Source organism: Flavobacterium shii (assembly GCF_025847235.1).
GTDB lineage: Bacteria > Bacteroidota > Bacteroidia > Flavobacteriales > Flavobacteriaceae > Flavobacterium > Flavobacterium shii.
Genome location: NZ_JAOZEW010000003.1, coordinates 265,530 through 285,143, shown reverse-complemented (window position 1 = coordinate 285,143; position 19,614 = coordinate 265,530). Strand labels below are relative to the sequence as shown.

The following is a 19,614-nucleotide window of genomic DNA, read 5'->3' as shown; positions in this document are numbered from 1 at the left end:
AATCATGAGTAAAAAAATAATTATAAATATCGTGTTACTTTTTGCATTGCTGCTAGCGGTAAATTGTCAAAAAGATGATTATGCTTTTGGGGATATAAATTCCCCAACCAATCTTAAGATTACCGCTGAGATTGTTGGTAAAACTACCGATGCTCCAAATGGAGATGGTTCCGGAATGGTAAAATTGGTGGCTACAGCAGATAATACTATTTCATACAAATATGTATTTAGCGACGGAACTTCAGAGAGTTCGGCAACAGGTAAATTTACAAAGCGCTTTACTAAACCTGGTGTAAATACATATACCGTTACAGTAATTGCCACAGGAAAAGGTGGTGTTGCTACAAATGCTAGTATCGATGTTGAGGTCTTAAGTAATTTTAGTGATGCCGAGGCAGTTCAGTTCTTAACAGCGGGCAGTTCTAAAAAATGGTATTGGTCAGCTTCAGAGATTGGACATTTGGGTGTAGGACAAAATGATGCTGATGCGAGTAAAAACTATTATTCAAACCATTATTCGGCAGCAGCTTTTGAGAAAGCAGGTTCGCCAACAAGTAGCTGTTTGTACGATAACGTATTGACATTCTCTCTAGATGGAGATCAGTTAAAATTTCAATTGGATAATGGAGGATCAACCTTCTTTAATGCTGCTTTTGTTAGTGTAGGAGGAGGTAGCTCGACAACCGATGCTTGTTTGGCTTATAATGCAGGTGGAGTAAAAACAGTATCGTTGAGTCCATCAGAATCTGTTGTGACCAAAAATCCAGACCATGCGAAACAAACCAGAGGAACCATGTTGAACATCTCCGATGGTGGTTTTATGGGGTATTATATTGGTCAGAGTTCATACGAAATTCTGTCAATTACAGACAATAGGATGGTTGTAAGAGCAGTCATGGGAGGTAATCCTACATTGGCTTGGTATCATATATTTACCACCAAAAAACCTACTCAGACACCTCCTTCAGATTATACAACTTTAATTTGGTCGGATGATTTTAATACCGATGGAGCACCAGATCCTACAAAATGGGTTAATGAGTTAGGAACAGGAGATAGTGGCTGGGGTAATAATGAAAAACAAAATTATACCAGTAACCCAACGAATATAATTGTTCAGGGTGGAAGTTTAAAAATAACTGCCAAAAAAGAAGCTTCTGGTGGAATGGCTTATTCCTCTGCACGAATAAAGACCGATGGTAAATTTAAATTTACTTATGGAAAAGTTGAGGTTCGGGCCAAATTGCCAGTAGGAGGAGGAACATGGCCGGCAATCTGGATGCTGGGGCAAAATTATGCAACAAATTCATGGCCAGCTTGTGGAGAAATAGATATTATGGAACAAGTAGGTAACAGTCCAAATGTTATTCATAGTACATTACATTACCCAGGACATTCTGGAGGAGACGGAGTTACAGGTTCTACAACTATCCCAACTGCATCTTCGGCATTTCATATTTATAAAACAGTATGGAGCCCGGATTCTATTAAATTTTATGTAGATGATGCTCTGTTTCATTCCTTTGCCAATGATGCCTCAACACCATTTAATAAAGACTTTTTCTTGATTTTAAATTTTGCTATGGGCGGTAACTTTGGAGGAATCATCGATCCGAGCTTCACAGAGTCCACTTTGGAAGTTGATTATGTAAAAGTGTATCAATAAATATAAGTTAAGTTAGTCGAAATAAGGAGGACGGCCCCCTAACCGGCCTTCTTATTTTTTAATAAAAATAAATTCAGAATAATGAAGAAACTTTTAATAATAGTATTAATAGGTAATTTAAGTTTTGCGCAACAAGCAAAAAGGAAGTTGGTTTGGGAAGAAAATTTTAATGGTAAAGCATTAAATGAATCCGTTTGGAATTATGAACTTGGAGATGGTTGTCCCGATTTATGTGGTTGGGGAAACAACGAAAGACAGATTTATACAAAAACAAATCATCAATTAAAGGATGGGAATCTAATTATTCAGGCTAGGAAAGACGGAAACGTCTATTCATCAACAAGAATAACTACCAAAGGAAAAAAAGAGTTTAAATATGGTCGAATTGAGGCTAGAGCCAAATTACCGATTGGACACGGTTTATGGCCGGCATTCTGGATGCTCGGAGCCAATAAAGACCAGGTAAACTGGCCAAAATGTGGAGAAATAGATATCTTGGAATATATAGGTAGAGATCCACACATGGTTTATACAACTTTGCATACACAGGATAGTCATGGGAATACAATTAATACCAAAAAGACAGCGTTTCCCGATATCGAAAAAGGATTTCATGTGTATGCAATCGAATGGACAAAAGATAAAATCGACTTTTTTGTAGACAAAGATTTAGTTTATACGTTTGCACCAAAGGATAAGAATGAAGATGTTTGGCCATTTGATAAGCCTTTTTATATTTTGGTAAATTTAGCCATTGGAGGAAATTTTGGAGGACCAGAAGTTGATGACTCAGTTTTTCCTCAGGATTATATAGTCGATTATATTCGAGTATATCAATAATTAGGGTTGTAAAAAAGAAAGTTAAATTGTAAAAGGTTTATTTTGTGAGATTTAGCTTTCTTTTTTAACAATTGAGCATATTAACTTAATTTATTGTTTTTAATTCTTTTTCTTGAAATTGCTGACTTTATTTTATTGTTTTTAAGATTTTGATGTTAATTATTCTTAATTTTATTTGCTTTTTAAAATATTTATTTGTTAAATTTGAACAGATTATTAACACATTAAAAACCAGTAGCCTATACAATAAAATTACTTTTTAGAGAATTCCTCAAATTTCAAATAAAAACTAAAAGGTAGTATTATGGCTAATCTGCAAATTCCTGACGCTTTATTGGTGAAGAACTATGTTGAGGGTAACGAAAGTGCCTTATCAACATTAATTAAAAGACATGAATCTAAGATTTATGGATTTATATATTCAAAAATAGCTGACAGAGATATATCAAATGACATTTTTCAAGATACATTTATTAAAGTAATAAAAACTTTAAAAAGTAATTCTTATAACGAGGAAGGGAAATTCCTGCCTTGGGTAATGCGTATTTCGCATAATTTAATAGTCGATCATTATCGAAAGACAAAAAAGATGCCTATGTATAGAGAAACCGAAGAGTTTTCGATTTTTTCTATCATGTCTGATGATTCACTGACAATCGAAAATAAAATGATTGTGGATCAGGTTGAGGTTGACTTGAAAAAGTTAATCGAAGAACTTCCTGATGATCAAAAAGAAGTATTGGTAATGCGTATGTATCAGGATATGAGCTTTAAAGAGATATCCGAAATTACAGGAGTAAGTATTAATACAGCATTAGGCAGAATGAGATATGCGCTAATGAATATTAGAAAAATTATAGAAAAACATCAAATTATTTTAACCAATTGATACTAAATCGAGTAATAGAGCGTTGTTATATAAAATAAACATTTATTAGCATGGCAAAAATTTACTCAAAAAAAGTAATAGTTATTAAAGACTTAAAACCCAAAAGAGAAGTTGTTTCTTTTTTATTGAGCTATTCAAAAGCACTTACAGTGGTAAAGATAGACGACAAGAGTTTTGAGATTATAGCTAATTAAACAGCCCACAAAGATTGTCGGATGTTTTGGAAAGTAAATGAATTAATCAAATTGGTCGTTTGATTAAAAAATCACTAAGGGCAATATGCAATTAGTGATTTTTTTGTTTTTTGGAAGCCTGACTTTCATAATAATCATCTATAACCGATTTTCTTCCAATAGTTTTTGTGATGATATCTTTGTCCAGATCCCATCCACGGGCAGGAGAATATTCTCGACCATACCAAATGATTTCAAGATGTAAATCATTCCATACTTCCTCAGGAAAAAGGCGTTTGGCATCTTTCTCAGTTTGAGTTACATTTTTCCCATTAGACAAATTCCATCGATACATTAATCTATGAATATGAGTATCTACCGGAAATGCAGGAACACCAAAAGCTTGAGACATAACAACACTTGCCGTTTTATGACCCACCGCAGGTAACTCCTCCAGATATTCATAACTCTGAGGAACTTCACCACCATGTTTATCAATCAGGATATGCGATAACCCATAAATACCTTTGGCCTTCATAGGGGATAAACCACAAGGACGAATTATATTCTGAATTTCTTCAACAGACATTTTTATCATATCATACGGATTATCTGCTTTTGCAAATAATATCGGAGTAATTTGATTCACACGAACATCTGTACATTGTGCCGACAATAAAACAGCAATTAATAACGTATAAGGATCTTTATGATCGAGCGGGACAGGGATAGTAGGATATAATTCTTTTAACGTATTTATAACAAATGTTACCCGTTCTTGTTTATTCATTTCCGTAAATTTAATCCCGTAAAAATAGCACAAATTTTATCATGAGCCTAATCCAGCTTTCCGTTACAACGCCTCATCGTGGGAGTAACATTTTTAAGTATTCGCAAGAGCTTCCGCTGGTCGCTTTGCCAATACATAAAATGTAAACCACCACAATTCCGGGGTTTTCACTACAATCTGGGCTAACAAATCAGGAATTATAGCAGATGAGTTAGGAATTATAAGTCATGAATTATTTAAATTTACAATCTAAAAATCAAAACGAGTCTAAAACTTTAAGTAGTCAAAAAAAAGAAAAAATGATAACATTACAAATAGGAGATAAAGCCCCAAATTTTTCAGGAGTAGATCAAGATGGAAATACACATAAATTGGTCGATTATGCTGGAAAAAAATTAGTGGTTTTCTTTTATCCAAAAGCAAATACTCCGGGATGCACTGCCGAAGCTTGTGATTTAAGAGATAATTTTGAGCGTTTTCAGGCAAATAACTATGCTCTTTTGGGAGTTAGTGCCGATGCACAAAAAACGCAAGCCAAATTCAAAGAAAAGTATGATTTTCCCTTCCCGTTATTGGCCGATGAAGATAAATCGGTAATTGAAGCTTTTGGAGTATGGGGACCTAAAAAATTCATGGGACGAGAATATGACGGAATCCACAGAACAACATTTGTAATCAATGAAAAAGGAATTATAGAAGATATAATTTCAAAAGTAAAAACCAAAGAACACGCAGGACAGATTCTTAAATAGAGGTTACAGTCTCGGTATTCAGTTTTTAGTTATTGAGGATTGCTAGACTTTATATTTTACTATAATAGCAAGATTGAGAGTATTGAGTAGATACTCTCAATTTTTTTTTTTGAAGTTATTCTTTGCAAACGTGTTTTCCTGACGAAGAAAGACAAGTTTGACGTTGGTTTGTGCATAAACAGGATCTTTGCACCTTAGAGCCTTTCTTAAATAGAAAAAGCATCAGCTATAAACCGATGCTTTTTCTATATTTATGATTTACTTAGAATTTTAGGATTCTAAAAACCTTAGTTCCTAAGAAAATCAGCAACTTAGTTACTTTCTTTCAAAACCTTATTAGGCTCGTAACCAAATAAATGGTGTTCTTTAATGATTTCGGCAATACCTTGTGGAAGCATTGGTTCCCAACCTGGCTTACCTTGACTGATCATTTTTAATACCTCTCTTGAGAATACTTCCAGCGTATGAGGATCGAAATCGTCAACGTCGACTACTTTTCCATTGAATTTAAAGAATTTGTATAATTCTTTCATTCTAGGATGTACTTTCAAATTGGTCGAATTCATGATAGTGCCATCTTCGTCGATCATAGGATACAAGAATACTTTCATGTCGCGGTAGAATAATTTTCCAAATGCTTCAAGGATTCCTCCGCTTAAGTGGCGGTAGTATTTCTCATCGAAGATATCGACTAAATTGTTAACTCCCATTGCCAATCCCATTCGGGCTTTGGTATAATTAGCAAAATATTCGACTACCTTATAATATTCCTGGAAGTTAGAAATCATTACAGTTTGTCCTAACGAACAAAGTAATTCGGCTCTATCCATAAAATCACGCTCATCGATTTCTCCATCAGAACGAAGATTAGATAAGGTAATTTCAAAAACTACAAGCGTATTGTCTTTTTCAACTTTATTTTCTTCGAGAAACATTTTTAATGATTTCTCATACATATCCATATTTACCTTTGTAACAGGACGAAAACTTCCGCGTAAGGCAAGAATATTCTTTTTGTATAAAATGGCAGCAGGAAGGATATTTTTGCCTTCAGGATTGAACATTACAGCATCGGTCATTCCATTTTTTACCAATTGTAAACTAATCAAGCGATTATCTACATCGGCAAAACGCGGACCGGAGAAATTAATAGTATCAATTTCAAGCTGATCTTTGTCTAGATGATCGTATAAATAACGTAATAACCTTTTAGGGTCGTTGTATTTGTAAAATGCTCCGTAAATTAAGTTTACTCCAAGAATACCTAATGTTTCTTGTTGTAATCGGGCATCATTTTCTTTAAAACGAATATGAAGAATAATTTCATTATAAGCTTCGTCAGGCTCAATTTGGTATCGAATTCCAACCCAACCATGCCCTTTAAATTGCTTAGCAAAATCAATGGTTGCAACAGTATTGGCATAGCTAAAGAAAAGTTTTGTAGGATGTTTTTCTCTACTTAACCTTTCTTCAATTATTTTCCCTTCAAGAGTTAACATTTTTTTTAATCTCTCTTCAGTTACGTAGCGACCATCTCTTTCAATTCCATAAATGGCATCACTAAAATCTTTATCGTAAGCAGACATTGCCTTTGCAATTGTTCCAGACGAACCACCAGATCTAAAAAAATGTCTTACGGTTTCTTGTCCTGCACCGATTTCGGCAAAGGTTCCGTAAATATTTTCATTTAGATTTATTCGTAGTGCTTTGTCTTTTATGGATGGAATCTGAGCGATGACTTTGTCGCCTTTAAGTTTTATTTCTATACCCATTTTATTTTAAATATGGCTGATTTGTTACAAAGTTAGTAAATTAGGCTTCTAATGAAAGATAATTAATCCTATTTTTGTAAAAAAATAAAGTACAATTGAAGGTATATTTTTTAGGCACTGGCACATCACAAGGCATTCCAATAATAGGGGTTGATCATCCTGTGTGCAAAAGCACTGATACTAAGGATAAAAGGCTTCGGGTATCAATTTGGATTAGTTGGAGCGATCACTCTTATGTTATCGATTGCGGTCCCGATTTTAGACAACAAATGTTGGCTTGTAATTGTCGGAAATTAGACGCAATATTATTTACACATGAACATGCCGATCATACTGCAGGTCTGGATGACATACGTCCGTTTAATTTTAGACAAGGAGAAATTCCTATTTATGCACATGAACGGGTTATTGGTAACTTAAGAAAACGTTTTGACTACGTTTTTGAGACAGTCAATAAATATCCGGGCGCACCATCTGTAAAAACTATTGAGGTTATTAACGATGAGCCATTTGCTGTAGGCGATAAAATAGCAATCCCGATAAATGCCATGCATGGCGATTTGCAGGTTTTTGGATATCGAATAGATGATTTTGCCTATTTAACCGATGTAAAAACGATTGAGCAAGTCGAAATAGATAAATTAAAAAACTTAAAAGTATTAGTGATAAATGCGTTACGCGTTGAGCCTCACGATACCCATTTTAATTTGCAGGAAGCCTTAGATTTTATAACTTTGGTACAGCCAGAAAAGGCTTATTTAACCCATATTAGTCATGTATTAGGATTCCATGAAGAGGTTCAAAAAAAGCTTCCTGAAAATGTTTTCCTTGCATATGATAATTTAGAAATCACAATTTAATTATATTTTAAAAATGAAAAAATCCCTATTGCTTTACCTTTTTATTCTTGCGATACTTATGAACGTTTTTACCTATATGTTTTATAGTAAAGAAGTAAAGTTTGAACAGGATCGTTATGTTAAAACGACTAAAAAACTTAGAGATAGTTTAAATTTGGTAGAGACTAAACTTAATGAAGCAAATTATTTTTCATTAGAAAATAATCAAAATGCCCAAAATTACTTTGATTCCGAAGATACTTCCAAAACAATTCGATATGAAAAATTAATTCCGATTGTAACCGAAAAATTAATGGATCTTAATGCTAATCCAAAAGGAAATCCATACACAGGACAAGATCAAATAGGAGCAAACAAATTTATTATCAATAAAGTTAAGATTTTAAATCACCGATGGATTATTGCAGATTTTAGCGATGGAGAAATATGGGGAGAAGTCCTGTTAAAATATTTTGTTAATAATGATGAAAGTATTACTTTTGAAGTAAATCAATCATTGTTATGCCAAAAGTAGTGTGAAGCGACAGTATAATAATGTAACTTAAAAATCAAGCATATGAAAAAAGTATTTTTATTTTCGATTATTATTGGTCTCTCATTTTCTTGTGGTAAAAAAGTTTCTCAGGAAAATCAAACTACAACAAAGGAAGAAGTAAAACCCGAGCATATTGTAGGAGGCGACTCGGATGCTCACGGATGCAAAGGTTCGGCAGGTTATACATGGTCATCTCTTAAAAAAGAATGTGTACGAATTTTTGAAGTTGGTACAAAGTTGGAACATGCCGAAGATGGCAAAACCTATTCTACAGTTGCTTATGTGATTTTTGAAAAGGACGGAAATAAAGCCGAACTTTTTCTGGATACACAAAAAGAACCAATCATTCTGGAGCGTAAAACCGAAGGAGAACCTTGGATTAAAGGCGATTTAGAATTAATTCCCTGGAAAGGTTACGTACTTAAAAAAGCAGGAAAGATTATTTATACTGGCGAGTAAAGTTTACAGTATTTAGTCGCAGTTTACAGATTAAAAAATGCGATAAAAGTATTTGCACAAGAATAAATATAAAATATATAACAAAGGCGAGAATCACTTCTCGCCTTTGTTATTATAAGTAAATCTGTTATTTTTTTCTACCAAAGATTAAAATGATTTTATCCCGACGCTTCGGGATTGCGCGCTTTGCGGTTAAATCTACAATTTTAAATATTCTGTTTTATAAATTCGGTTGTAACCACTTGTGCAAATTCTTCATTTAAGCTGGCAAGAGCAGTTTCATGAATTGTCTCGGCACTAAATTCCTGCCCATTCAATCCTTTTTTATTGAAAGTTGCCGTAGCATCTGAAACTAAAAAAGTATTATAACCAAAATTCCCAGCCATTCTTGTAGTTGTCGATACACAATGATCTGTAGTTAGTCCTACAATAACAAGCGTATCGATTTTATCAGTATCAAGTTGTTCTTTTAGGTTTGTGCCAATAAAAGAGCTATTTACGTTCTTTTGGATAATCGTTTCACCTTTAATAGGCTTAACAATATCTTTAATTGCATTCCCAGGATTGGTTTCGTGAAGTATCGAATTAGGATTAGAAGAACAATGCTGAATATGAAAAATAGGTAATTTATTGGCTCTCCAGATTTCCAAAAGTTCACCAGCGTTTTTCTCTGCATCTGGATTATTACGTTCGCTACCCCAATATTCTATATTGTCGAAACCTTTCTGGATATCGATTAGTATTAAAGCGGGATTGTCAAGTTTTGAGATTTTCATTTTTATAGTTTAGTTAGCTGTTGTTTATTTTCCTTTTTCGAGTTCTTCTAATTTTTGTTTCGTTTCGGCACTTTCCTTGTTGATTGATAACGTTTTTTTGTAATTGCTTATTGCATTCGTTTTATCACCTATTTCTTTATAATAATCTCCTAGAGAATCATATACATTAAAGCTTTCTGGATAATTTTTTACGTTTAGTTTGAATAAAAATTCGGCTTGAGCAAAGTTCTTTCTGCCTAATGCCATATATCCAAATTGATTGATAGAATCTTCGGGAGGGACTATTTTATATCCCATTTTTTCGGATACATTTTGGTAATGCTTTACAATCTTTGTTGATAACGCCATCCCAGAATCGAAAAAATCGCTAGAAGTTAAGGTTACTTTATAAAAGCCAAAAATAAAGCGAAGCGCATCATACTCGGCAATTAAAGGGATAGAGCCGTGATCGTCCTTATCGTAATATTTAGATTGAAAATTTAACTGGTTTTGCTTATTCTTTTTTAGAGTATTGGCCAATTCCAAAATAGCACGGATGTGTCTTGTGTTTTGAGTTGTATCTTTTTTTACACTAATGGTATCCATTCCAATTTCCATTGTATTGGCAATACCTAAAAACAAACTCGTATTCTTGAATTTTTTCTGGACAAATGCTTTTTTACTTTCTTCAAGGAATTTTTGTTTATCCCACCACATACTTGGGTCAATGGCTACATAAGAATTAAATAAATTGGTGTGGTTTGCAACTGTATTTATGGCCATTAAACCACCAAAAGAATGCCCGACAAGCATCTTGTATGGTGTAGTTGGGTAGTTGGTTTCAATGTATGGTATTAATTCTTTTTCAATAAAAGCAATGAAATTTTCGTTTCCACCACTGGTTTTACTGCCTTCAGGGCTCATCATTGGTAAATCAGATTCTATATGCGTAGGAGTCAAATCGCGGTTTCTATCGGTATTCAGTATTCCTACTACAATCATTTTTGGGCAAACCGTATTTCCGTTTATAGTACTTAATTGCTCAGTCATACCAACAACCGAAGTAAAATGCGAGTTACCGTCCAATAGATAAAGAACAGGATAATGCTCCTTCTTTTGTTGGCCTTTGATATAGCCATCCGGAACATGTATCCAAACTTGTCTATCTTCATTTAATATCTTGGACTTAATGGTTTCAATCGTGCCAATAGTGATCTTATTATCCGATTGTGCTTTTGCAAGAAATGAAGAGCCAACAAAAAGTAGCGAAAATAATAATTGTTTCATAGTTATATAGTTTACTGAGTTTGTCTCATTCTTGATTATTTGTTACAAGATAATATAACTTAAAGATAATGCGATTTATTATTTAATGCGAAAAGTGAAATTCGAAAAGCGAGATATGAGATGTAAACTGAACACTGAGATTGGTTTGGTTAATATAGATTAAAATTTTTTTAAGAGTTTTTTGAATACAAAAAGGTTTTAAATAAAATATCCAAAACCTTTTATGCTCAAATCTATATTTACATAGTTAAAGTTCTTACTATTTATAGCCTAAAAATATTATGATTTACTCTCATTAATAGAAATTGAGGTATAATAATTGAATTTTAATTGGATATTAAAAATCAATTATTAAAGATAAAATAAAAGAAATATCTTCATTAATAAATTTAGCATTCCTAAAATAAATAATATCTTCCAATATTTTCTTGAAGATTGAAAGTTTGGATTTTTAGTGTTTTTTATAAAAAGACCAAAAGCTATTAGTACAATTGGCAGAATGAAATCCTTTAAATCTTCTATTCCCATTATTATGTTTTTTAAGCTAAAAACTGTGACTGAATTCTGAAAACTATTGCGCTAGCCAATTTTTAAAATCAAAGAAATTTTGCGGAGAAACTCCGTGACCAACCGGGTATTCCTTATAAGTAATCGGAATGTTTAGTTTTTCCAGAAATGCAGGGGTTTTTCTTGCCCACTCTATAGGGATTACCTGATCAACACTTCCGTGCGAAGCAAAGAATTTAAGATTATCTAATTTACTGTCTTCATATCCATCAGCAATGATTTCGTCATTTACGTAGCCACTTATTGCAACCACTCTCTGAACTTTTTCGGGATAAGAAAGTGCAATTGCGTAACTTAAAATAGAACCTTGACTAAAGCCGATTAGTGTTACATTATTTGCGTCAATAGGATAATTGGCAGCTAACTCATCGATAAATTTAGCAATTAAATCACGTGATGTTTTTGCTTGCTCGTTATCAGAAAATTTGTTTTGATTTGCATCAAAATTAATAGCATACCACGCATAACTGCCATATTGTAAATCATAAGGGGCTCTTGCCGAAATGATATAATAATGATCAGGAAGCTCGCTGGCAAAAGAAAATAAGTCTTCTTCGTTACTGCCATATCCATGAAGCAATAGTAATAGTGGGTTTTTGTCTAAGATAACTTTTGGTTCTCTTATTTTATATTCTAAAGATAAATTCATTCTTTTAATGGTAAATTGTGAGTTGTAAATTGAGAAATGCAGTTGCTGATTCTTAATCTATTATCTGAAATTAAAAATTAACTGATGCTTTTAAACCATTTTTGAAAAAGTGCACCTACTAATGGTATCGGTTTTGTTTGTCCTTGTATCGCACTAAAAATTCCGTATGTCCATAAAATTGAGATGCAAATCCACATTGGAAAAGTAATCATGAAACTGTCAAAGTTGCTTATGATTGCACCAAAGGAAATAAAAGTTAGCGACAATCCTAAAGCCTGGCGAATGTGAAACGAGGCAAAACTATTTTTGTTTTCCGAGTTCATCGACATCGCAATTAAAACGCCAATAATTAATATATAACTTGTTATAGCAGGAGTTTTTCCTTCTTCGATTGAGTTGTTCATTCTTGTGTTTTATATTTGTTTTTTGCCATAGATTATTAAGATTAAAATGATTTTTCAATCATCTATAAAATTAGTCTTAATCTCTTAATGGTAAATTTTTAATTCTTTTTTACTTTTCTAATACCAATTGATTCTGATTCACGATTCCGTAAACCGAACCTTTTAATTGAGTTCCTAAAAAGGCTGAATTCTTAGATTTGGATATGATATTTCCTTTTGTGAAAACACTTTCTCCATTAGGATTAAACAAGGTAATATTTGCTTTTGAACCTTCGGTAATTGTGTCGTTTTCGATACCAAAAACAGATCTTCCTAATGTTAGTTTTTCAATTATAATTTCTAGAGGTAATACGGTTAGCAAAGCACCAAAAGCACTTTCTAAACCAATTGTTCCGTTTTTCGCCATATCAAATTCCATTTTTTTGAATTCGATATCAATCGGGTTATGATCAGATGTAATCATATCAATAGTTCCGTCAAGAACGCCCTTAAGCAAAGCTTGTCTGTCGGTTTCTGTTCGTAATGGTGGCGTAACTTTAAATCGGGTATCAAAACCTTCTAGTTTTTCATCGGTTAAAACCAAATGATGTACAGCAACGCTACTAGTTACATTTAGCCCTTTTGCTTTAGCATCTTTAATTAATTGAACCGATTTGGCAGTCGAAATAGTCGGAATGTGAAGTTTTCCTCCTGTATATTCTAATAAAAATAAGTTGCGGACGATTTGCAATTCTTCGGCAAGATCTGGAATTCCTTTTAAACCTAATTTTGTTGAAACGATTCCTTCATTTGCAACACCATTTCCTTTTATATTTTGATCTTGAGAGTAAGCAATTACCAAACCATCAAAATCTTGTACATATTGTAATGCAATCTTTAGTAAGTTGGCATTGTCAAGGCTTTTGTTATAATCACCAAAAGCTACAGCTCCGGTTTTTTTCATGTCAAATAATTCAGCCATGTCTTTTCCTTCGCTTGCTTTGGTTAAAGCTCCGATAGGAAAAAGTTGTGTAGCAAAACCATTGGCTTTATTTTTTACAAAATTTACTTGCGATTGGTTATCAATAATCGGGTAGGAGTTAGGCTGTAGTGCAATGGCAGTAAATCCGCTTTTTGCAGCTACATTTAGTCCATTTGAGATTGTTTCTCGGTCTTCATAACCTGGCTCTCCAAGAGAAACACTACTGTCAAACCATCCTTGCGAAATATGTAAATTGTCGAATTTTATCTCTTCGGCATTTTCAATATTAGGAAGTGAAGTTCCTATTTTTTTGATTAAACCATCTTTAATTAAAATATCTGCAGTCTTATTATGAAACGGACTTTTAGAATCTATAATTTTTGCTTCACGGATGATTATTTTCATTGTCATGCTTTATTAATAATTAATTGTAAGGCTTTGGGCTTTTTTAGCTTTTATCTTTTTTAAGAAATTGGATTTCTTTATTTTGTAATTGAATCTGTTCATTTTGGGCTTTTAATTGTTTGTTCTGTTCAATCATATAAAGCGTTAATTCTTCAATTTTTTGCAATAATTTCATTTCCAGATCAACAACATTTACCCCATTGTTTTTCATTTCTATAGCAGATGGAATTTCAGGAAGATGTTTATTTGTAGCTATGAATTTTTCGAGTATTTCAAGCTTTTCTAAATTATAATTATTTTCAAAGACATAATCGGGACCAGGAACGTTTAAATCGACTACTATTTCCGAACTATGAATTTTATTTGCTGTGATTAATCCCTGTGTTATAATATTCCCAGTTCTACCGTCAAAAACAATCGTTGCTTTTTTTGTATATCCACCACTTCCATTAACATATGGGGATCCAATTCCTAAACCACTATGTAGGCTGAGGAATGTATTATAAGTTGTTAGGCTTGCGCCGTCACCAGTACCTTGTACAAAACAATTTGTTTTATAATTATTAAAAGTTGGAAAAAATAATTTAGACGTGGAAGTGATTGAAGTTGAAGAAATAGAGTCTGATGAAATTAGATTCGATGAAACTGATTTTGATGAAATTAAATTTGCAGTGATACTTCCTAATGAATTTATATCACCAGTTCTACCATCAAAAACTATTGTTGCTTTATTGATATATTCACCATTAGCATTGTACACAAATGGAGATCCAATCCCTAAACCACTGTGTAAACTAAGAAATGCATTATAGGTTGTTAGACTTGCACCATCACCTGTCCCAATTTTAAATTTTGAACTTGCCCAGAAAGAAGGTATTTCCATATCTTGAGCATTACTATTTTGAAATAAAAAAGTAAAAAGAATACATAGGAAAGTAATTTTATTCATGGTGATTTGCTTAATCTGTTTTTTAAATATTTATTTTTGTTTACTTCACGAATCGGATAATTGCCATTTCTAATGCTAAAAATAACAGTGCAAAGATAATAAACCATTTCCAAATTTGATTATCGGTTCGTTCCGTTTGCAAGGTGTTAAAAATAGTCGAAATTGTATCGGCAGTTTTATAATCAGAAACTACATTATCGTTAACCTGACTCAAATCGCTTTCGCTTCGTTTGTAATTAAAACTTACGTTTTCCAGTGCTTCTTTTTTATTGTAAATAGTATAATTACCAGCTTGTTCTGGGTAATCATTAAAAACGATTTTTACTTTGTTACTCAGGATTTGCTGAATTGGTATAAATTGTTCTTCTGTGCCTCTTACTTCTAATATGGCATCTTTGGATAATAATGCATCAACAAAATAAGGCTGATTATTACCAATTGTTATCGCATTTATTCCAGATTTCTGGTTACTTTGTGCCATTTTATAAAAAACAGGAACAATTAAAGGCGATTGCTGAAAGTTAGAGTTTATACTATTTATAGGAGCAGAAAATACTGAAACTGCCGAAACTTGATTTTGTATTGAAGTTAAAAATGCACTTTGGTCTTCATAGGATAAAGCCGAAGAATAGGCACTTGTTATAGGGAAAGAATTCTTCGTCTTTGGATATTGAAAATTTTTGATTTTATTTTCGAAAACACCAGAGAATATTGGATGATCAAAATTGATTTTGGTGATCTGTTTTTCTTTATTTTCAAGAGAACCCATTTGGACTTTACCAAAATTTGATAAAAATGAATTCATATTACTAACAGTCATTTTTTCTGATGGAATGATAATTATATTTCCACCTTTGGATACAAATGATTTTAACGTAGTTTGTAATGCTTGCGGAATTTCATCCAGCTCATTCAATACAATTGCATCTTGTTTGTCTAAACTATTATAATCAAGCGAACGAATATCAAAATTATGATAGTTGAATTCTTCCGGAGTATAAATGCGGGATAAGAAATTGCTCTTTGCAGGTTCTCCAATACTAATAACGTTGGTTTTTTTAGTATCTGAGATGCTAAAATATAATTTATTGTCATATTCTAAACCATTGTCTTCTATAGCAACATAACCATGAAAAGCTTGTTTAGGAATGGTAAAGTTTACTTTCTTCTTTTTGGTATCAAAGTTTACAATGGTTTTAGCGATTAGCTTATCATTGTTGTACAAAGACATCGAAATAGGCTTAAAATCATCGCCATATCCAGATAGATTAATTCCAATATCGTAAAAGTTATCTAAGGTTTGATTGATAAAAACACTATCAATCGCCACATTATTTTTTTGCTCTGCTTTCGGAATTATAAAATACGGAGCATCTTCTGTTTTTATGTTTTTTAGCTGTTTTTCATCCAGTCCAACAGCATCAGTAATGATGATGATGTCTTTTTTAAAGGCCGATTTGCGAGCTTTTACCTTTGCTATTATATTATCCAATTGGAAAGGAGTGGCGCTGTATTTTAGGTTTTGCAATGAGCTACGAACAGATTTTATATCGGTATTCCAATAATTTTCGGTGTTTGTGAATAAAGAAAATTGTGTATTCTCTGGCGTGTTTTCTAATAATTCCTGAACGGCACGTTTTAGTAATTCCCCTTTTTTACCTTTTGCCTGCATACTAAAGGAATTGTCCAGAATGATATACATTTCGTTATTAACATTTTTACTGTCCTTGGCGGTAAAAAACGGTTGAGCAAAAGCAAGAATAAGACAAGTAAGTAATAATAGTCGAGTAGCAAGTAATAGCCATTTCTTGATCTTAGAACTTTTTCGAGTTTGAATAGAGAGTTTTGCCAAAAGTCTAACATTGGTAAAGTAAGACTTTTTGAAACGGCGTAACTGAAATAAATGAACCAAAATAGGAACAATCAATAAGAACAGAAAGTATAAAATTTCGGGATGTTTAAAATGCATTCTAAAGTTTAGTTTACTTCACTGATTTTATTTTCAATGGAGCTCATTGAATTTTTCGTTTGTCAAAAATACAAATTTACAGGCAGTTTTTACTGATGTTGTTATATTTTTTCGAACAGGTAAATAAATCTTAACCATTATAAGGATATTACGTATTTTAGCATTTCAATAAAATTTTTACAAATGAAAAAATCGTATGCTGTTTTGCTTTTTATTTTATTCTTTACAGGAATTCAGGCGCAAAACAAAGTTAATTTATTAGTAGGTACGTATACTACTAGTTGTGATAGCAAAGGAATTTATGTATATGAATTCGATACTAATTCAGGTGACTTTAAATTAAAAAATAGTTCAGAAAGTGTTGTAAGTCCAAGTTATTTATCGGTTTCGGCAGATAATAAATTTATATATGCAGTTAACGAAAGTGGTGCAGAAAGTACCGTAAGTGCTTTTGGATATGTGCCAGAATCTGGAAAGATTACATTTTTGAATAAACAAAAAGCAATGGGAGCCGATCCTTGTTATATTATTAATGATGGCGAAAACGTAATTTCGGCAAACTATTCCGGAGGAAATATTTCGGTATTCAAAAAAACTGCCGATGGAATTTCGGAAGCAAAACAAGTAATTCAGCATACAGGAAAAGGAATAAATAAACAAAGACAAGAAAGTGCTCATGTGCACATGGTTTATTTTTCGCCAGACAAGAAATATGTTTTATCGAATGATTTAGGTCTTGATAAGGTTTTTATTTACAAATACAATCCTAATTCCCAAAAGGAAGTGTTAACATTAAAAGGAAGTGTTGATGTAAAAGCAGGAAGCGGACCAAGGCATTTAACGTTTAGCAAAGACGGGAAATTTGTGTATTTAATCCAGGAATTGGATGCTACTTTAACTACGTTTAGTTATGATAAAAACGGAAGTTTAAAATTGATTGCCGAGACAAGTATTCTTCCTAAAGATTTTAAGGGAGGAACAGGAGCAGCGGCTATAAAGATTTCGCCAGATGGTAAATTTTTATATGTATCCGATCGTGTTGATGCTAATAATATTTCAGTTTATAAAATTCTTAAAAATGGAAATATTGAATTAGTAGAACAATTAAGTACATTAGGAAAAGGGCCAAGGGATTTTTCTATCGATCCTACAGGAAATTTCCTTTTAGTAGGGCATCAATACACAAATAATATTGTTGTTTTTAAAAGAGATAAAGCAACAGGAAAACTTACGGATACTGGAAAGAGAATTGAGTTGTGCTCACCAGTATGCTTGGTTTTTGCAAAAAATTAATTTAAAGGTTCAAAGGTTTCTCTATCTTGTGCGTAAAATATAAAAAAGGCTCAAAGATGTAAAGTTTCAAGTTATTAACTTAATTCTACATCTTTGAGCCTTTTTTGTTTTTTTAACTTAGAATCTCAGCAGCTTAGTAGCTAACCTTTGATCCTTTGTAACTCTGATCCTTTGTGCCTAAATGCTATTTGTTCTTATCTTTTCTCTTCTTATCCCTTGTTTTCAACATGTTTCTGTTAACAGATCCGTGCGTTTTTTTCTTGGTTTTAGAAGGACCTCCCAAGTTGACTTTTTTATTCTTTTTGGCTTTATCATGAAAAGCTCCATCACCGTCTAGTTTTTGTTTTTTCATCAAAAACTTAACTGGTTGTCTGTCTTTCTCAGGCTCAATTAATTTTATAGAAACTTCTACTTCTTCAGGGAAATCAGCTATTTCAAGTTCTCTGTTCATTAAAACTTCTACTTCTACTTTAAATTCTTCTTCACGTGGAGTGATAAAACTTATCGCAGTTCCAGTTGCATCGGCACGACCAGTTCTACCAATTCTGTGCATATACAATTCTGGGAATTCTGGAAGTTCAAAGTTTATAACGTGAGTAATATTGGAAATATCCAAACCTCTCGCCATAATATCGGTAGTTATAAGTCCGCGTAGGTTTCCTTCCTGGAAAGAAGCCATCGTACTCAAACGGTAATTTTGTGATTTATTAGAGTGAATTACACCAAACTGACCTTCAAAATCTTCTTCGATACGGTCATGAAGCATATCCGAAATCTTCTTGTTGTTTACAAAAACCAAAACGCGACTCATGTCTTCGTTGTTTTGTAATAAGTGTTTCAGTAAGTTTACTTTAGTATTAAAATTGGGAACATTATAGGTAATTTGCTCAATGTTCTCTAGCGGTGTTCCAGATGCTGCAAGGGTAACTTCTTCTGGGAAATCAAAAAAGTCATTTAAAACGGCATCAACTTCATCGGTCATCGTTGCAGAAAACAAGATGTTTTGACGTTTGGTTTTCATCATCGCCAAAAGCGCTGTTAATTGTGTACGGAAACCAAGATTAAGCATTTCGTCGAACTCATCGATAACTAATTTTTGAGTTTCATCAAAACGAACGACTGCATCTAGAGCCAAATCCATAGTTCTTCCTGGCGTTCCCACCAAGATATCGATTCCTTCGTAAACAGCTTTCTTTTGTGTATTAATATTTACACCACCAAAAATACCCAACGTTTTAACCGACATGTATTTGGTTAATTTCTCTACTTCTTCTACAACCTGAACTACTAATTCACGTGTTGGAACAAGGATTACAATTTTTGGCGTATTGGTTGGAGTAAACTTATATAGTTTTAATAAAGGCAATAAATAGGCAAATGTTTTACCAGTACCGGTTTGTGCAATTCCCATCATATCACGACCGGACATAATTACAGAAAAAGATTTTTCCTGGATAGGAGTAGGCGTAACGAAGCCTAATTCATCGATTGCTTTTTGTACGGATTTAGGAAGATTGAATGTCTCGAAAGTGCTCATTTGCATTAAATTTTGTGCAAAGGTACATTAAAATCATGGTTAGTTCACTAGATTCTTGGAATCATCTGATGATTTAGTAATATAACAATCTAATTATCAATC

20 protein-coding genes are annotated in these 19,614 nt (G+C 32.8%); 9 read left to right on the top strand and 11 right to left on the bottom strand.

What is annotated here, in order from left to right:
• The first annotated feature begins 4 nt into the window (after positions 1 to 4).
• The 4 genes from OIU83_RS04960 to OIU83_RS04945 all read left to right on the top strand — a co-directional run bounded on the left by OIU83_RS04960 (position 5) and on the right by OIU83_RS04945 (position 3,589).
• Positions 5 to 1,666: a family 16 glycosylhydrolase gene (locus tag OIU83_RS04960; protein WP_319005346.1), complete on the top strand. Its 1,662-nt coding sequence runs from the start codon at positions 5 to 7 to the stop codon at positions 1,664 to 1,666.
• Between the two features lie 81 nt (positions 1,667 to 1,747).
• Positions 1,748 to 2,506, top strand: coding sequence for a glycoside hydrolase family 16 protein (locus OIU83_RS04955; protein WP_264205161.1), 759 nt, complete (start codon positions 1,748 to 1,750; stop codon positions 2,504 to 2,506).
• A gap of 304 nt (positions 2,507 to 2,810) precedes the next feature.
• On the top strand, positions 2,811 to 3,395 hold the full coding sequence (locus tag OIU83_RS04950; protein ID WP_264205160.1) for an RNA polymerase sigma factor: 585 nt from the start codon (positions 2,811 to 2,813) through the stop codon (positions 3,393 to 3,395).
• Positions 3,396 to 3,445: 50 nt separating this feature from the next.
• Entirely contained in the window at positions 3,446 to 3,589 is a 144-nt protein-coding gene (locus OIU83_RS04945; protein ID WP_264205159.1) for a hypothetical protein, read from the top strand.
• A 91-nt stretch (positions 3,590 to 3,680) separates the two neighbouring features.
• On the opposite strand, the gene OIU83_RS04940 is transcribed toward OIU83_RS04945, so the two are convergent.
• On the bottom strand, positions 3,681 to 4,358 hold the full coding sequence (locus OIU83_RS04940) for an endonuclease III domain-containing protein (RefSeq protein WP_264205158.1): 678 nt from the start codon (positions 4,356 to 4,358) through the stop codon (positions 3,681 to 3,683).
• A gap of 299 nt (positions 4,359 to 4,657) precedes the next feature.
• Between OIU83_RS04940 and bcp the strand changes: the two genes are divergently transcribed.
• Positions 4,658 to 5,110 (top strand): thioredoxin-dependent thiol peroxidase, encoded by a 453-nt coding sequence (gene bcp, locus OIU83_RS04935; RefSeq protein WP_264205157.1) that lies wholly within the window; start codon positions 4,658 to 4,660, stop codon positions 5,108 to 5,110.
• 311 nt (positions 5,111 to 5,421) lie between these two features.
• Here the strand turns inward: bcp and OIU83_RS04930 are convergent, their stop codons facing one another.
• Positions 5,422 to 6,882: a TonB-dependent receptor gene (locus tag OIU83_RS04930; RefSeq protein ID WP_264205156.1), complete on the bottom strand. Its 1,461-nt coding sequence runs from the start codon at positions 6,880 to 6,882 to the stop codon at positions 5,422 to 5,424.
• Between the two features lie 95 nt (positions 6,883 to 6,977).
• Between OIU83_RS04930 and OIU83_RS04925 the strand changes: the two genes are divergently transcribed.
• From OIU83_RS04925 to OIU83_RS04915, 3 genes are read left to right on the top strand one after another with little or no spacing between them, the layout of a single operon-like run.
• On the top strand, positions 6,978 to 7,742 hold the full coding sequence (locus tag OIU83_RS04925; protein WP_264205155.1) for an MBL fold metallo-hydrolase: 765 nt from the start codon (positions 6,978 to 6,980) through the stop codon (positions 7,740 to 7,742).
• Positions 7,743 to 7,755: 13 nt separating this feature from the next.
• On the top strand, positions 7,756 to 8,256 hold the full coding sequence (locus OIU83_RS04920) for a hypothetical protein (RefSeq protein WP_264205154.1): 501 nt from the start codon (positions 7,756 to 7,758) through the stop codon (positions 8,254 to 8,256).
• Between the two features lie 42 nt (positions 8,257 to 8,298).
• Positions 8,299 to 8,736 (top strand): hypothetical protein, encoded by a 438-nt coding sequence (locus tag OIU83_RS04915; RefSeq protein WP_264205153.1) that lies wholly within the window; start codon positions 8,299 to 8,301, stop codon positions 8,734 to 8,736.
• A gap of 206 nt (positions 8,737 to 8,942) precedes the next feature.
• On the opposite strand, the gene OIU83_RS04910 is transcribed toward OIU83_RS04915, so the two are convergent.
• The 8 genes from OIU83_RS04910 to OIU83_RS04875 all read right to left on the bottom strand — a co-directional run bounded on the left by OIU83_RS04910 (position 8,943) and on the right by OIU83_RS04875 (position 16,682).
• A complete protein-coding gene (locus tag OIU83_RS04910; protein ID WP_264205152.1) occupies positions 8,943 to 9,512 on the bottom strand; it encodes a cysteine hydrolase family protein in 570 nt (189 codons plus the stop codon).
• A 24-nt stretch (positions 9,513 to 9,536) separates the two neighbouring features.
• Positions 9,537 to 10,778, bottom strand: coding sequence for an alpha/beta hydrolase-fold protein (locus OIU83_RS04905; RefSeq protein WP_264205151.1), 1,242 nt, complete (start codon positions 10,776 to 10,778; stop codon positions 9,537 to 9,539).
• A 351-nt stretch (positions 10,779 to 11,129) separates the two neighbouring features.
• Positions 11,130 to 11,306, bottom strand: a complete 177-nt coding sequence (locus OIU83_RS04900; RefSeq protein ID WP_264205150.1) for a hypothetical protein — start codon at positions 11,304 to 11,306, stop codon at positions 11,130 to 11,132.
• Between the two features lie 43 nt (positions 11,307 to 11,349).
• Positions 11,350 to 11,994 (bottom strand): alpha/beta hydrolase, encoded by a 645-nt coding sequence (locus tag OIU83_RS04895; RefSeq protein ID WP_264205149.1) that lies wholly within the window; start codon positions 11,992 to 11,994, stop codon positions 11,350 to 11,352.
• 77 nt (positions 11,995 to 12,071) lie between these two features.
• A complete protein-coding gene (locus tag OIU83_RS04890; protein WP_264205148.1) occupies positions 12,072 to 12,398 on the bottom strand; it encodes a hypothetical protein in 327 nt (108 codons plus the stop codon).
• A gap of 109 nt (positions 12,399 to 12,507) precedes the next feature.
• Entirely contained in the window at positions 12,508 to 13,764 is a 1,257-nt protein-coding gene (locus tag OIU83_RS04885; RefSeq protein ID WP_264205147.1) for a dihydroorotase, read from the bottom strand.
• A 43-nt stretch (positions 13,765 to 13,807) separates the two neighbouring features.
• Complete coding sequence (locus tag OIU83_RS04880; protein ID WP_264205146.1) at positions 13,808 to 14,713, bottom strand: tail fiber protein; 906 nt, start codon at positions 14,711 to 14,713, stop codon at positions 13,808 to 13,810.
• Between the two features lie 40 nt (positions 14,714 to 14,753).
• Positions 14,754 to 16,682, bottom strand: coding sequence for a vWA domain-containing protein (locus OIU83_RS04875; RefSeq protein ID WP_264205145.1), 1,929 nt, complete (start codon positions 16,680 to 16,682; stop codon positions 14,754 to 14,756).
• A 183-nt stretch (positions 16,683 to 16,865) separates the two neighbouring features.
• Here OIU83_RS04875 and OIU83_RS04870 point away from each other — a divergent pair, with 183 nt between their 5' ends.
• The gene (locus OIU83_RS04870; RefSeq protein WP_264205144.1) at positions 16,866 to 17,975 is read left to right on the top strand and encodes a lactonase family protein; all 1,110 of its coding nucleotides are present in this window, start codon (positions 16,866 to 16,868) and stop codon (positions 17,973 to 17,975) included.
• A gap of 184 nt (positions 17,976 to 18,159) precedes the next feature.
• On the opposite strand, the gene OIU83_RS04865 is transcribed toward OIU83_RS04870, so the two are convergent.
• Positions 18,160 to 19,512 (bottom strand): DEAD/DEAH box helicase, encoded by a 1,353-nt coding sequence (locus tag OIU83_RS04865; RefSeq protein ID WP_264205143.1) that lies wholly within the window; start codon positions 19,510 to 19,512, stop codon positions 18,160 to 18,162.
• Positions 19,513 to 19,614: the final 102 nt, after the last annotated feature.